We start from the raw sequence: 13,628 nt of genomic DNA on the forward strand, positions 1-13,628 counted from the left end.
CCCGAAGGCGGCCAATAAAAAAAGCCAGCTCGAAGGCTGGCTTTCGTTCTCTCTTTAATTTGGTGCTACGTCCCCGCTGACGCGCCACTCGCGGCGCCGGCGTTATCCGCTGTCTCCTTGTAGAGAGCGGCTATCGTATCGGCGACGGACTGGATTTGCAGATTTTGCAAATAGGCGTCGGGGGTGCGGCAATCGGCGCCCAGATGACCCTGCGTGACAGTGTTGACTGTCGTGTACGCCCCGGTCACTGGATCCTGCGTAGTGACATACGCGTAGGAGATGCCGCCGGCCAACTGGCCCGTCGTCGCGGCAACCGCTTGCAAAATCGACCCTTGGAGAGCATCTCGAGCGGTGTACTGATCATTAAAATTCGAGCCGGCCGGATAGTCGCAGGTCTCGATCGGAAGAACAATCCATACCTGTTTGCCAGCAACGTGCATCCGCTGGATGAACACCTCCAGATCCTGCTCGAACTGAGTTGCAGCCGCGCGCTGGTCAGGGTCCGTCCAAGGCGTAACCATGTCATCGAGCTGGAAATTTGCTATCACTGCGCCGCTGAGGTCCGTCTTGAACTGGTCCTGCGTCGGGGGAAGACCGTTGTCTTCGCCCATTATCAACGCGTGAAGCGATGTACCGTCCATGACTTTCGGTGTCACGTCGGCAGTGACACCGCGCGCGGCCAGCGCGTCCTGAAGGGTTTGTACCGTCGTCTGAACGTCTGAGGACCCATCGGCATCGGATGCAGCCTTCGCGACCGCAGCCAATTGCGCATGCGCAGTAGCTGCCGTCAACGACACCAGCGGTTTTCCGTACATAGAAATCGTGTACGCCTTGGCAGCTGGCTGAGATGAAATACCGCCGTCTCCACCGCCGCCGCACGCCACAAGACTGAACGCCACCAATCCCACTGCCGAACACAACTTGAACATCGCCGCCCCCGAGGAAAATGCCTTGCTTTTGTCTGACAAATATTACATTGAATTACGACATCATGCGACGATCTCTGCCCCAGCGAAAACGAAACGGTTCGCATAGGTGGGCGCGGCGTTCTCGGGAGCGGCGGCAGATAACTGCTGCTCCGCATAAGCGAACGCGTCCTGCCCGTTGGCGGGTAAGCCGTCAACGACAATTTGCTGGGTATAAAGCGGAGCTTTACCAGCTGCGCGCATATCGGCATTCAGATAGGAAGCGATCTGAATCGATGTGCTCTTTCCGTCGTCGTCCAGCGTGACCAACGATGCGCGGTGATAGCTGGCGGTGGCGCCGGTCGACGGCGTCACATAGTCTTTCTGAAGAGGCATGTTCAATCCTGGTTAAATATTGCTTAGATCAATCGCCATGAATCGCCAATCAAATTGCGATCCAAAACAGATGTCGTTGTTAGGGTGAGCCGGACTGCCGTTCTGGTAATACCCGTACTTGAAATTGACGGTATTGCCCGCGGTCTGAAGCCCACTCATGTTGTACCAACTGTTGGGGCCGCCACCTTCCGTGCAGATGAAAGCCGTTCCGATCGCCGCGACGCCGATTTTGCTCACCGTCGGGTAGTTCCACGAGGATGTACGCGTGTCAACATGCGCCCATTGTCCCCACCCAGGCGATGTGTTGTTGATGTTCCCGGCTTGGTTGTCGATCACCCGAGCGATACGCTGGCGCGCATCGAACACCAGCACGCCATTCTGGTCAAACACTTGAAGCCCGTAGCCTGGCCCCGCAGGCGCGGCAGCAGACGACTGATCGAATACATACACGCTAACGATCGCGGCTGTATCGGTCCAGATTTTTACGGACCACGTGCCGTTGCTGTTGACGCATTGCAAGATGGTCGCGTATGCATTCGGGCTATACAAAGCGATCAGTGGCTTTACTGCGTTGATCGTGAAACTAGCCACATTCGCCGAGTAGGTGTACATGACACCGGCATTAGACTTAGCTCCGTTGATTGTGCCGCCCGCTGTCGTCACATCAAATTTCTGTCGCAACGCATAGTTCTGCGTGGTGCCGTCGATCTGGACTAGCCCGGTATCGGTAAATGCCTGAAATCCAACCGGCATCAGCTTGCTCCGTAAAACAAAGTACCCAGCTGGTAAGTGTCGTATTGGGTGTTGTGTTTAGGCGCATACGACCAGCTAAGAATGCCGGTGGACGGATCGATCGTGAAACGAGGCGTTATTACCCCTCCGGAAAGGTAGCCGTCGCCGCACGTGTTGTTTGGTTGGAATGACACAAAACCACCCTGCTTCAGGCGGTCGTCCTGCCGACTGTTATTGGTGCCGTCCATGATTACCGAGTCGATAATCCGCAAAACCCGGTACGTAGCATCGAAGATGAGGTTCCCGTTCTCATCCCAGCATTGAAGGCCACAAGACATTACCAACACCCCCAGCGAACGCGAAGCGTGTTGTTGTTGTCGTAGGCCCGGCCGCCGCTGTTGTCGCTCACGGCATAGCCACTGCCCGCGTTCGCGCCATTGAAGGTCAGGCCGGAGTTTTTATTTAGCACCCACAGCGGCTGGCCGTTCGCGCCGAGCGCGGTCGATTGAATGATGTCACCGATATTGGCGTTTTGAATCCACGCCACACCGATCAACGCTTGGCTGATGAAGACCTGCCCGCCCTGCACGACGAATGGCGCTGTAACGGCGCTGCCGTTCGGGTCAAGAATTGCGACGCGGCTCGCGGACAGAAGAACCTGCGACTCCACGACACCACTGGTGTTGTCGACACCAACGCCAATGCCGGCGATGTAGGTGCGGCCGTTTGCGGTGATCTGCGTCTTGATCTGGTACGACGCGGCCACGCGCCCATTCAAGTCCGCGTACGAACTCGCCACGGTCTGCACCGCAGCCGTGTTTGCGTTTGCCTGCGCCTGAATCGTGGTGATCTGCGTCGCCTGCGCGCTGTCGGCGTCAATGCGCGCCTGCGTCTCGGTTTGCACTGCCGCGAGCAGGGTCGTTTTCGTCGAGGTGATCTGAGCGGTGGTCGTCTCAAGGTTCTGCGCCAGCGCGAGATCGGCCTCCGCGCGCGCCGACTGCTCAGACCAGACACCTGCGTAGACCTGCGTTGAGCCGGCGTAGTCGCCAGTGCTGCCCGCCATTTCTGGAATGAGCACTTGGGCGCTTACCTGGTCAAGACGCGTCGACAACGCTGTGTCGCCGTCGACGCGCGCCTGCTGCTCATTCGAGATGGCCGCGGCGTTCTCTTGAACGTCCTGCTGTAAGTCCGGAATCAGTTCGATGGTCGCAAGCAGATCGGAACCGAGCGACGTCTGCGTAATGTGCCCCGCAAAGTAAGCCTCGTATTCCGTTTCGTCGCTGCTGCTCTGGCCGTTCACGCCCGCGCCGGCCGGATACCACGGCCCGATGTTGCCCGACGTGTCGACCAGACGCGCCCAGAAAAAGAACGATTGGCCTGCCGCGAGTCCCTGATATGAAGTGCCTGCCTGCGGAAACGCGAAATCGGAGAACTTGATCGCATCAGCGAGCACGTTCGTGCGGCTGTACCAGATCTCGGTGCGTTGCGTGTCGCCGGCCGAGCCATCCGCCGGGAACGACCAATTCAGGTTGATGCCGAACACGATCGATTCCGTTGTCAGCGAAACGACTTGAGGCGGCGGGCTGGTCTTGCCCGTCAGCGCGGTGTCGACGCTATACGCCGGGATGGACGTCACACCCATCGGATTGACCGCGCGCACGCGAGCGGTATAGGTGCCCTGATAGATACCGAAAACCTCGGCCTGCAAGCCGCCGGTCGAGTTGACGGTCACCCACTCGCCATTGTCCTTCCGCCACTCGGGCAAGTACGAGACAGCGCTGGCCGCCGCGTCCCACGCAATGACCATAACGGTTTTCGAGATGCCCTGATCGATGACCGAGTACGTCGAAAGCGTGACGTTCGCCGGCGGCGGCTGAACCGAGGGCGGCACGACCGTGATCGGCCGCACCTGAATCGCTGCGCCATTGTCGATCGCGGCGTACTTACCCGGTTCATACTGCGTTGCGTTGACGGTGTAGGTGATCTGACCGTTGTCGTCGCCTTCCTGCACGCTGATCACGCGAAACAACTGCGACGCGAGGTCTGCGCTCTCGAGCATCCACACCGCATTAGGCACCGGCTGGGTGCTAAAAATGTCCGACACGGTGATCGCATCGCCGTCGACCGATTGCACGGTGCGCTTTTCCGCAATGCCGGTCGGCAGGATGACCGTGAGTGAGTCACCCGCTGCGACAGCCGGTGCCTTGTCGAGCGTTATGGTTCGAACGTTGACAGCACGAATCCGGCCGCCTATACGTCGGCCAGCCTTGGCAGGGTCTGCGACCGCGATCACCTGACCGGGCGCGCAGAGCGTTCCGTCTAGCCCCACCTGAAACGACACCGTGTTCGTCTCGTAGCGGCTGGTCAGCAGCGTCCACAAACCAACGCGGTGCGCCTGCCCTTGAGACGTGACACCGAAGGCGGTGATCTGCGCCTTGACGATGCCGTAGCGGGCGATGCCGTCGTCATCTGGCACGTACTCCACCGCCTGTTGATAGCCGTTCGCCGGGTCGTTCCAGCTGATGAGCGCAGTGGTGTAGCGCGTCTTGCGCTCCGAACCGACATATTGAAACTTGCCGGCGATGACGTTCGCGGCCGTGTAGACGTAGACCGGATCCGACGGCATGTCGGCGCTCGCCACCATGGCGCCCGGACCCCAATAGGCGATGCCGCGAAACGTGGTGGCAAGATCCTGAAGTACCTTGTACGCGTCGGCCTGCGACTGGATGACGGCGTTGCACGTAAAGCGCGGCTCCTGACCGCCCTTACCGTCGGAGACCATCACGTCGCAATACTGCGCGATCTGGTACAGCCCCCACTTGTCCACCATCGAGTCGTCGACGCGATTACCGAGACCGTACCGCTTGTTCAGGACGAGGTCACGGAAAATCCACGGCGGGCTATTCGACCAGGCCAGCTTGAACGTACCGTCCCACACGCCGGAATAGGTTCGGGCGATAGGGTCGTAATTCGTCGGCACCTGGATCAGCAGACCGTTGATGTCGTACGCGCGCGTCGGCACCGAACTGAACGACTGCGCATCGAACGAGAGGCCAACCAGTGCGCTCATCGGATAGCGGAGCTTCCGGTCGATGATTTCCGTGATCGCCTCGATATTGACGGTGTCGGCGATCAACGAACTGTGAGCGTTTGCCGTGATCCGGCGCACGCGCACCAACCAGCCGGTGGCAGCCGCCGGCAATTCGACACGCACGCTGCGCTCATACAGCGTCGTCGTCTTGCCGTCGAACGCACCGGACACGACTTGCGCGTAGGAGCCGCCATCTGTCGCGAGGTCGATTGCATACTCGACGCGATAGCCGGTCACGTTGCCCGTTGTGGAATCCGACTTCTGTAGCGCCGGCACGCCGAACCGCACGCGCACCGCGGTGAGTTGCGTGTTCTCGACCTGGTGCACCCAAGGCGCATCCGACGTGAGCGGCACGCTAACCGCAACCTCATTCTCGACGGCTGGAAACCCAGACATATACGTCTGATCCTGCGTGCCCAGCCGGGTGTCGACACTGTAGTTCGTGAAGTTGACCGAGCCGTCCGAATTCTGGATCGGCGTGTCGTCCAGAAAGACGGATTGCAGGCCGTTCACCAAACCTTCAATCGGCCCTTCCGACACCAGATCAAGCACGCGCGCATAAGCGATCGAATGCAGGCTATCCGGTGACTCGGTCGGCGTGCTGCCGGAGCCCCCACCTTTTGAACCCTGGATGCGCATGCCTATGCCTGGTCTTGGGCGTAAATGCCGTCGCTGATGACTTTAGAGCCGACACGCATGCGACCGTAGACGAGCGGCACCGGCTCGCCCTGCGCGGCGCCGTTCACCGGCCCATTGAAGTAATAAGACGTGCCGTTATCCGGTCCGGTGCCAGCAAGACCCGCAGTCTGAGGACTCAACATCTGCATGACACCGCCCAGCGCGAGCGACGCGCCGAGCCCGATCAGCGAGCCGCCGCCGAATTCGCTGGTGACGACGCCGACGACGACCAGAGCCGCGCCAAGAATCGTCTGGAACAGACCGGCAGCCTTGCTGCCGACCAGCACCGGCGCGATGCGGATCTCATCGTCGCCGACCGGGTAGTCGAGCTGCTCTTCATTGAGACTTCGGCGTCCCATGAACACCGCGAACCTCAGGCCGTTGTCTTTCGCGTCCATCATGAATTTTTCGAATCCGCTGATCTGCGAGCACAGCGCGCGCATGGCCTCAGCCGTCGAGGAAACCGCGAAGCGATGCACGCGACCGAACCGCGCGCCAGCCACCCCATATAGCCGGATCGTTCGAACCTTTTCGGTCACGCCTGTTCCCTTTTGTATCGAAGCACGGTGCGCATGCTATGCGCCCACATACCGCCCCAGACCGTGCGGCCGGAAAGCTGCCCATGCATGTGATGCAGCAGCACGTTGTCGCCCAGATAGACGCCGGCGTGATTCGGCACTCCGTTTTTGCTGCGGATCTGCATCAGCAGAACGTCGCCCACCTCGAGCGCGGCACTCTGCCCCATATCGGCAAATCCGGCCTGTTCGAAGTTATCGAGATAGAGATTCGAAATGCCGTCGTCCCACCAGTTGTCAGGACGCTCGAAATCCGGCAGCGCGACGCCGCGTTCGAGTTGGTAATAGCTGCGGATCAGGTCATAGCAGTCGTGCACGCCGTGGACGAACTGCCGACCGATCAGCGGCGCAATGTAGCCAGCCGGCCCGAACTCGAACCAGTCGTCCAGTGCAATCGCACCGTCTCCCTGCACGCCAAGAGACACGATCACCCACTTATCGACGCCGCTTTGCTCGCACATCGCGCGATCGGCGCCGCTCGGCCGCGCCGGCGCGCCGGGATGGGAATGCACCACCGCGACGATCGAGCCAAGCTCCTCGGCATGCGCATAGTCTTCGGGCGCCATCACAAAATCGTCGCCTGCACGCGTGGCAGTGTTCCGGCACGGCACGTACAGTTCACGGCCCGCGCGAAGCACGACTAGCCCGCAGCACTCGCGCGGGTACTCCGCGAGCGCGTGATTCGCGATCGCGGTTCTGATCTGCTCGTTCATTCAGGAAAGGGTGTCGCTGAGGAAGCCGCCCCAAGGGAGCGGGTTGTTGACGCCAAAGCGGCATTCGCAGCCGCTTATTTTGTAGCTGCACCGATCAAGCGCGGGATCGCCCACAGGCTGGTCCGTCTTATCGAAATACGCGATGCCAACATAGCCGCATTCCGGGCCGCGGTATTTGAAACCGCAAACTCCCGCGATCTGTCGCGCTGGAACCTGCTGACCGCCGAAGTCCATCGGCGAAGAAAGCGTGAACTCGACCTGAATGCCGGGCTGCTCATTGCTCTTCTGCTCGATGTACCAGATCTCGGTCGCCATGCTTTCGTTCGGGTCGGCCGTCGGATTGCCGTCCGGAAAGTTGACCGCATCGAGATACTGCGCGAGCGTGCGCCGGCGCGTCACTTTTGCACCGACCATGTCGTCTAGATAGACACACAGCGCTGTGACAGTGCCGTTGATGTCGCCGACCGTGAGCGTCGGAGACGGCTGCTGAGCGTCGGACGTGTGTTCAAAGCCTGTTGCCTGGATTGGCCACGGCCTGTACTCGTTGCCCTGCCAGAAAATCGATGTGGACTGCAGATGCGCATGAAAGCGCAGCATGTCGCCGCCGATCGCCGTGCAGTCGACCTCAAACAACTCGATCTTGTTGCCGGGTTCTAGCTGCTGTACGTCGCCTGTGATCGTCATAAGGCTGCTTTAAAACTTGATACAGGCGAGCAATGCGACGTTAGCCGGACGCAATTCGCCAGTGATACTGTTCGCATCGGTCCGTGAGTACGCTTGGCGGATATTCGTGGTGCCTTGGTTGTTCCACAGACCAGCCATGTTTTGGATAACGCTACCACCGGACGCGGGGCCGCCGTTTTGCGCGATTAAATCTCCATAAGCTGGAGTGCCACCGTTACCCCAAAAGTTATTACCGTCCCAGCCGATAGGGATCAAGTGAGAGTGCGGTGGCAGGTTTTGCGCCTGCGCGCTACCCAGCGCGCGCCCTGAATCCACGCCCTTAGAGTCGTCCCATGACCGAACGAACGTGCCGCGCAGATCAGGTAGGCCAAACGACGTTGACCCATCCCCCGCGCCATAGGATGTCCCAATTGCAGCAAATAGAGCGGCGTACGTGGTACGGGACACGAGCGCCCCATTGGCTTTCAGGAAACCCGCCGGAGCTGCACTCATGGCGAAATACATCACCGCGCCGGTGATCGCCGCGTTACCACTGTCCAGCGGTGTATTTCCGTTGAATGTCGGACGCGCTGCAAAAGCAGCCGCTCCCGTTACCGAAAGGCCACCGCTCAAAAAGGCTGTTCCCCACGTAGTCAGTGTTCCGTTGACCACTTCATTATCGGAATTGGTGCGGCCTCTCGTAACCACAGTCCACGCGTGAACGCCGTCCGTGTCCATCAAAGCGGCTTCGCCGGGGTTTAGCTTCGACAACGCAACGGTGTCCCCCGCTCCAACAGCGGCCGGAAGAGAAACGGCCGTCGTGCCGATGTTCCGCACAAGTACGACGCTGTCGGCCGAACCGGAGTTGGCTGGCGGCATATTCACCGCGCCCGCCGCCGCTAACGCAATATTCACCCGCTTCCCGATATGCGCGGCGGTCAACGCCGACGGCGCCGTGATGCCCGCCGCGCTCGTCAAAGTCGCCTGCGCGTTCAACACGTCGACGTTTGCATTCGTCTTCGTGTTTGCCACGCGCACGGTATCGCCGTCGACCGCAGCGGGAGGTGTGCCGAGGACGACTTTCTGAAGTGAGGTCATAGTGCTCAGGAAGCGGAGGTTGTGTCGAACGTCTGATCGAACGTTGCCGTGATCGTGTAGATGTCACCGTCTTTCGTCGGCTCCGTGTATTTCTGGCAGGTGAACAGCGCCTGCGGCCGCAGCAACGGCGTCCAGAAAAACGACTCTGCGCCGGCGCGCGCGTCGAGGAACGCCATGATTGCGGAAATCTTCGATGCGTCGCCGATGAACGTCAGGTTGTACGACGATGACCGGTTATTGAGGCCATCAGCGGCGCGCTGCCCGTATCCGTCACTGAACCGTGCTTCATTCACCAACAGCGTGGTGTCGCCCGACAAACCATTGACCGTCGGCACCCAAATGAAAGTCTGAGTTGCCATGGTTATACCGAGCTCCACTTTTGCTTCCAGGCATACCCGCCCTGACCCTTCATCTTGGCGGCGATACGAGCATCGACGAGATTCTTAAGCTGCCCCTGCAACCACTTCGCATCGTCAGCGTTCAGGCCACTACCGCTATCGCTAGTCTGTACTGAAAGGCTAATGCTCGAGCCACCGGACATTGATGAAGAGTTGGCTGCGACATTGGCGCCCACCAATCCGCCACTTGCGAATCGGGACATGCTTTGAACCGATGCGCCGCTATTCAGTGCGTTCAGCCCCACAACGCCGAGGCGCTTCATAGCCGCCGCATTCAGCACTCCCTCGCCATTCGAAAGCCACGCTGGAATAGAATCGGACGTAGACGTGCCCGGCCCACTAACAGCGCCGCCGCCAGCAAGATGGAAGCCGTAGCTATTTACGCCGGTCGTGGTCCCCGCTGCACTGGCACTGCCGCCGAAGTAATCGCCGAGCGCACTCGACGCGTAGCTAAAAAGACCTGAGATTGCCGCGCGCGCTTCCATGCGGGCAATATCCGAAATGACGCTTGTTGCAAGGCTGGTGAAGCTGATTTTCCCAGTCGTGACGAAAGTTGCGAACGCATCTTCCATGCCCCGAAAAGCGTCTTGAAACGTCGACGCTACCGACGCGGCCACATTCGATGCGCTGTCGGCATAGTCTGCAATCGCGCGCTTGGCGCCGGTCGTCCAGTCGGCGTTTGCGGCACGGATGTCTGCCGACGACTTCTGCGCGATCGCCACAGACTTGTCGTAATAATCCTGCGTCGCCGCAAACTCAGAGGCATACTGATCAGGGCCTATCTTTTTCTCAGTCTGCTGCTTGGCCAAGTCCGCAACCTTGCGGTCATAGTCCTGCCGGATCGCAATTTGCTTGTCGAAATCGGCCCTGTCGTTGCCACCCAAACTTAAACCCGCTAGCTGCGTGTCGGCTGCCGACTGCTGCGTTGCCAACTGCTGTTGCAGTGCATCCGTGTACACCTTTAGATCAGAAGCGCGCTTGGCGGCCAGCTTGGCGGAGTCATCGGTATATTGCGAATCGTTCGCGGTGATTTTTTCCTGCGTCGCTTTGACCTCAGCGGCGTATTTCTCCATCGCCGACTTCTGCTTCTTGCCGGTTGCAATCGTCACTTCCTGCTGCTCTATCGCAAGCTGATCCGAGAGCGCTTTCGCGCGCAGATCATGAGCCTGTGACAGTGCAGACTCCTGCGTGATCAAACCTTGATCTTGCAGGCTCTTAATGTGGTCAAGCGAGGTCTTGAGACCGTCCTCAATGGCCTTCTGCTGAGCGTCGAGTGCGGTCAACTGCGCATTCAGGGCATTCTGCGCCGCCGCCGAAGCAGCGCTAGCCGCTGCCTTCGAACCGTTACGGCTGTCATATTGCTTGTCGATCTCCGCCAGATTGTCGGCGTGCCGCTTTTCGGCGGCCAAAAAGTCGGCCGACGTTTTATCGACATCCTTCGTCGCCTTTGCGTAGTCGGCATTTTCCTTTTGGATCGCCAATGTGCGCTGCTGTAGCGGCGTCGCATATTGCGGGTTGTTGATGTACGAATTGACCGCAACCGCCGCGTCGCCGCCTGCTGCGCGCTTCGCCTGATCCGAGGCCGCCGTCTTCTGGGCGGTCTGCACTTTCTGAATAGCCGCAACCTGCGCATTCGCAGCGTCGAGTTGCGCCTGCGCTGATCCGGTATTGCCGAACGGCATAGATTTGGCTTGCGCAAGGTTTCGCTGAGCATCTGCTTGATCCTTCAGCGCGGTGGTCAACTTCTCAGCGTTGGTCGCGGCCATACCAATCTGGTTGAGCTGGTTAAGCTCCCACGTCGCGTCATCCTTCAGGAAATTCCAGAGCCGCTGCACGTAGCCCAAATTCTCATCAGCGCTCGCCTTGAAGCGCTGATGAGCCTCGTCCATCCCCATGAGTATGGATTTGTAGGCCGACGCGCTATCACCTGTGCGAACATAGTTTTCGATGACGTCAACCTGCGCCGCCGAAAACGTATGGTACTGAGCCTGCAAATCCTCGAGAGCCTTCTGCGGATCTTCAGAGAACTTGATCATGGCTTCGGCTGCCTTTTCAGCCGAAACACCAGTATCAGAAGCGAATTCTTCCGTTACTTTTGTGGCAAGACTCAACTGATCAGCAGCAATCTTTCCGCTCGCGACCAGCGCCGTCATGGATGCCTGCACAGCAACAATCGACTCGGAGTCGCCTGCGATACTGGACGACATTTGCGCCAGTTGATCGGTGGTCAAGCCGAGATAGCCATTCGTAACCTGGGCCGCGTGCCCGAGGTCATTGAGGGAAATTGCGCCCTTCGCTACCTCATAGACAAAACCCACTGCCGCAGCCGCGGCAAGGCTCAAACCGATGCCAGCCGGAGAGAGTAATTTGCCCATCAGGTCAATTTTTTCACCGAACACCTGAACCGATCCAGCCAGATTTTTCCAGTTGCCCTGCGATGCTTCATGGGCCATCACGAGCAGTTCGCGGCGCGCGCCCGCGGTCTTGATGCCCATGCCTTCGACAGCTTCGCCGTTGGCGGACGAAGCGCTCTCGACCGCCTTCAGTTGTGCGATGGACGCTGCAGCCGCTTGCGACACTCCTAGCTGGGCGGCCTTCATCTCGAGAAGATCGGAACGGGTCTTCCCGGCCGTGTCGGACGCACGCGTCAGCGAAGAAATAAAAGAGTTAATGGCGCTCGCACTCGCTTTGCTGCCATTGGCAGCCGCTTCAGCGATTGCCCGCTGGGCGACCACGACACGCTGCGCAGCCTGGTCCTGCGTCTGCATAAACGCAGAAGCGGATTTCCGAGCGGAGTCAAGCTCCGACCGGTATCCACTGGCGTCGGCTGTGACGCGGGTTACGCTTTCATTTGCCACGAGTGCTCGCTTTTATCTCAGAATCAATAGCATCGGCGACCGCTTGGGCTGCCGCCGTCTTCTTCGCCTCGTATGCCGGCCGCTTGAATGGTTTCGCCGCCATTCCGGATCTGCCGTATTCGACATATCGCAGGTAATACGCCGCCTTTAGCCAAGTCACGATGTACGAGGCAAGCTTTCCGGTAACCGATTTCTCGGCATCGTATGCAACCACTAAGGCTTTCTCACCAGCGCCGGTGTCACGCGGAATTCGCAGCTTTTCTTCGGCGAGAAAAATATTCGCACCCGCCAATGCGGCCTTTCTCAATGTAGATTCGCTGACTGCCGCGTCAAGCGCATCAATCTGCTCTGTGAGTGCACCAGGATTGGTAACTTGGAACGCTTTAACCATCGGTCGACCTACCGAAAAGTGCGGCACGAATCATCTTCGACTGTGCTTTTGCGTCCCCCAGCAAGATTGGCTCAGCGACCACTTCCAGCTCCGCAGTTTTTAGCCACGGCACAACATCCGCAGGCCCAAACGGTTTGCGCGCCTTTTTGGTATCGCGATGCACGTTGTACGTCGCTGCCGTGATCAGCCCGCATCGTAGATCGTCCATTTCGGCGGTAAGACCGTCGATGCCCGAAAAAGCCATCCATTCGACGAATTCGGCGCTGTCAATCTCGTTCTGACAGCGCCTCACCGACATTTTTAACTCGCGGGCGAGTCGGAACCAGAAGAGCCGCTCGGGGCGGCTTCGGAGTTTTTTTCCGCAGTCTCCACCGCTTTGGCGCCGAACCCATTCAAGCGCTCCGCTACATTGGCAACGCGAGTCACAACGGCAGCAGACTTGGTACGCAGCGCCTCCATGTCCGCGACCGTGAACAGAGGCGCTCCGTCTTCGCCAACAGCGGTGGCGACGAGCAAACTATTATGGAAATAGCTGATCGACTTGTCACTGGCAGACATCTGTCCTTGAAATGCGTCGCGCGCGGCGCCACTCATTACCGTGATCCGCACGGAGCCGCCCCACTCCGGCACATCCACATCTTCGGCCGTCAGGTCATTCGCCGAGAGAATCTGTTCGCGTGTCAGCATATGGTTACGCTCCGCCGCCGACCGGCACGTCCGTGACCGGACCGGTAATCGTCATTGCGATCGTGGTTGAAAGGATCGCATCGACGCCGCCCGAGAGCGGGAACGTCTTCACGAAAGCCGAGAAGGTGGACGACGTCCCATCGGGCAGCGTCAATTTGTAGGTCTTCTTCGAACTGGCTTTTTGCGATGCCTTCATCGCAAGTTGACCGGGGTCGGCCATATTGACGTTCACGTCGATCGAAAACGATCCTTCGTCGATCAAGCCCAAAAGCTTTTCCTTCGCGGTCGAGTCGAGATCGGTCGCGTCGAGTTCGGTCGCAGAACCGTCGAACCCGGTGAACGATTTGACGTTGGATACTTTCGTCCACACCGGAACCTCGTCCGTGCCGGTGTCGTTGATCGAGAAGGCGCTGCCTTGAGCGCTAATTGCGGAGCTGGTCATG

Annotated in this window: 15 protein-coding genes; all 15 read right to left on the reverse strand. The window is 59.3% G+C overall.

Annotation, left to right across the window (positions count from 1 at the left end; genetic code table 11):
- Positions 1–65: 65 nt before the first annotated feature.
- A complete protein-coding gene (locus FQ705_RS33575; RefSeq protein ID WP_144149321.1) occupies positions 66–929 on the reverse strand; it encodes a hypothetical protein in 864 nt (287 codons plus the stop codon).
- A 60-nt stretch (positions 930–989) separates the two neighbouring features.
- Positions 990–1,301: a hypothetical protein gene (locus tag FQ705_RS33580; RefSeq protein WP_144149323.1), complete on the reverse strand. Its 312-nt coding sequence runs from the start codon at positions 1,299–1,301 to the stop codon at positions 990–992.
- A gap of 12 nt (positions 1,302–1,313) precedes the next feature.
- Positions 1,314–2,054 carry a hypothetical protein gene (locus tag FQ705_RS33585; protein ID WP_144149325.1) on the reverse strand — a complete coding sequence of 247 codons (741 nt, stop codon included), beginning with the start codon at positions 2,052–2,054 and terminating at the stop codon, positions 1,314–1,316.
- A complete protein-coding gene (locus FQ705_RS33590; RefSeq protein ID WP_144149327.1) occupies positions 2,054–2,281 on the reverse strand; it encodes a hypothetical protein in 228 nt (75 codons plus the stop codon). Before FQ705_RS33590 ends, FQ705_RS33585 begins: the two co-directional genes overlap by 1 nt.
- Positions 2,282–2,370: 89 nt before the next feature.
- Positions 2,371–5,763 carry a host specificity protein J gene (locus FQ705_RS33595; RefSeq protein WP_144149329.1) on the reverse strand — a complete coding sequence of 1,131 codons (3,393 nt, stop codon included), beginning with the start codon at positions 5,761–5,763 and terminating at the stop codon, positions 2,371–2,373.
- Positions 5,764–5,765: 2 nt separating this feature from the next.
- Entirely contained in the window at positions 5,766–6,341 is a 576-nt protein-coding gene (locus tag FQ705_RS33600) for a tail assembly protein (RefSeq protein ID WP_144149331.1), read from the reverse strand.
- On the reverse strand, positions 6,338–7,090 hold the full coding sequence (locus FQ705_RS33605) for a C40 family peptidase (RefSeq protein ID WP_144149333.1): 753 nt from the start codon (positions 7,088–7,090) through the stop codon (positions 6,338–6,340). The genes FQ705_RS33600 and FQ705_RS33605 overlap by 4 nt, the downstream gene beginning before the upstream one ends.
- Entirely contained in the window at positions 7,091–7,774 is a 684-nt protein-coding gene (locus FQ705_RS33610; RefSeq protein ID WP_144149335.1) for a phage minor tail protein L, read from the reverse strand.
- A gap of 9 nt (positions 7,775–7,783) precedes the next feature.
- Positions 7,784–8,851, reverse strand: coding sequence for a phage tail protein (locus FQ705_RS33615; protein WP_144149337.1), 1,068 nt, complete (start codon positions 8,849–8,851; stop codon positions 7,784–7,786).
- Positions 8,852–8,856: 5 nt separating this feature from the next.
- Positions 8,857–9,210 carry a phage tail protein gene (locus FQ705_RS33620; protein WP_144149340.1) on the reverse strand — a complete coding sequence of 118 codons (354 nt, stop codon included), beginning with the start codon at positions 9,208–9,210 and terminating at the stop codon, positions 8,857–8,859.
- 2 nt (positions 9,211–9,212) lie between these two features.
- Positions 9,213–12,107 carry a phage tail tape measure protein gene (locus FQ705_RS33625; RefSeq protein WP_144149342.1) on the reverse strand — a complete coding sequence of 965 codons (2,895 nt, stop codon included), beginning with the start codon at positions 12,105–12,107 and terminating at the stop codon, positions 9,213–9,215.
- Complete coding sequence (locus FQ705_RS33630) at positions 12,097–12,498, reverse strand: HK97-gp10 family putative phage morphogenesis protein (protein WP_144149344.1); 402 nt, start codon at positions 12,496–12,498, stop codon at positions 12,097–12,099. Before FQ705_RS33630 ends, FQ705_RS33625 begins: the two co-directional genes overlap by 11 nt.
- On the reverse strand, positions 12,491–12,796 hold the full coding sequence (locus FQ705_RS33635) for a hypothetical protein (protein ID WP_144149346.1): 306 nt from the start codon (positions 12,794–12,796) through the stop codon (positions 12,491–12,493). The genes FQ705_RS33630 and FQ705_RS33635 overlap by 8 nt, the downstream gene beginning before the upstream one ends.
- A 2-nt stretch (positions 12,797–12,798) precedes the next feature.
- Positions 12,799–13,185 carry a hypothetical protein gene (locus FQ705_RS33640; protein WP_144149348.1) on the reverse strand — a complete coding sequence of 129 codons (387 nt, stop codon included), beginning with the start codon at positions 13,183–13,185 and terminating at the stop codon, positions 12,799–12,801.
- Positions 13,186–13,189: 4 nt separating this feature from the next.
- Positions 13,190–13,627 (reverse strand): phage tail tube protein, encoded by a 438-nt coding sequence (locus FQ705_RS33645; protein WP_144149350.1) that lies wholly within the window; start codon positions 13,625–13,627, stop codon positions 13,190–13,192.
- Position 13,628: the final 1 nt, after the last annotated feature.

Source organism: Paraburkholderia sp. BCC1884 (assembly GCF_900996225.1).
GTDB lineage: Bacteria > Pseudomonadota > Gammaproteobacteria > Burkholderiales > Burkholderiaceae > Paraburkholderia.

What these genes read in the sequence shown, in the direction of transcription:
- FQ705_RS33575 (WP_144149321.1), bottom strand. Translation starts at nt 929, where the DNA reads ATGTTCAAGTTGTGTTCGGCAGTGGGATTGGTGGCGTTCAGTCTTGTG.
- FQ705_RS33580 (WP_144149323.1), bottom strand. Translation starts at nt 1,301, where the DNA reads ATGCCTCTTCAGAAAGACTATGTGACGCCGTCGACCGGCGCCACCGCC.
- FQ705_RS33585 (WP_144149325.1), bottom strand. Translation starts at nt 2,054, where the DNA reads ATGCCGGTTGGATTTCAGGCATTTACCGATACCGGGCTAGTCCAGATC.
- FQ705_RS33590 (WP_144149327.1), bottom strand. Translation starts at nt 2,281, where the DNA reads ATGGACGGCACCAATAACAGTCGGCAGGACGACCGCCTGAAGCAGGGT.
- FQ705_RS33595 (WP_144149329.1), bottom strand. Translation starts at nt 5,763, where the DNA reads ATGCGCATCCAGGGTTCAAAAGGTGGGGGCTCCGGCAGCACGCCGACC.
- FQ705_RS33605 (WP_144149333.1), bottom strand. Translation starts at nt 7,090, where the DNA reads ATGAACGAGCAGATCAGAACCGCGATCGCGAATCACGCGCTCGCGGAG.
- FQ705_RS33610 (WP_144149335.1), bottom strand. Translation starts at nt 7,774, where the DNA reads ATGACGATCACAGGCGACGTACAGCAGCTAGAACCCGGCAACAAGATC.
- FQ705_RS33615 (WP_144149337.1), bottom strand. Translation starts at nt 8,851, where the DNA reads ATGACCTCACTTCAGAAAGTCGTCCTCGGCACACCTCCCGCTGCGGTC.
- FQ705_RS33620 (WP_144149340.1), bottom strand. Translation starts at nt 9,210, where the DNA reads ATGGCAACTCAGACTTTCATTTGGGTGCCGACGGTCAATGGTTTGTCG.
- FQ705_RS33630 (WP_144149344.1), bottom strand. Translation starts at nt 12,498, where the DNA reads ATGGTTAAAGCGTTCCAAGTTACCAATCCTGGTGCACTCACAGAGCAG.
- FQ705_RS33635 (WP_144149346.1), bottom strand. Translation starts at nt 12,796, where the DNA reads ATGTCGGTGAGGCGCTGTCAGAACGAGATTGACAGCGCCGAATTCGTC.
- FQ705_RS33640 (WP_144149348.1), bottom strand. Translation starts at nt 13,185, where the DNA reads ATGCTGACACGCGAACAGATTCTCTCGGCGAATGACCTGACGGCCGAA.
- FQ705_RS33645 (WP_144149350.1), bottom strand. Translation starts at nt 13,627, where the DNA reads ATGACCAGCTCCGCAATTAGCGCTCAAGGCAGCGCCTTCTCGATCAAC.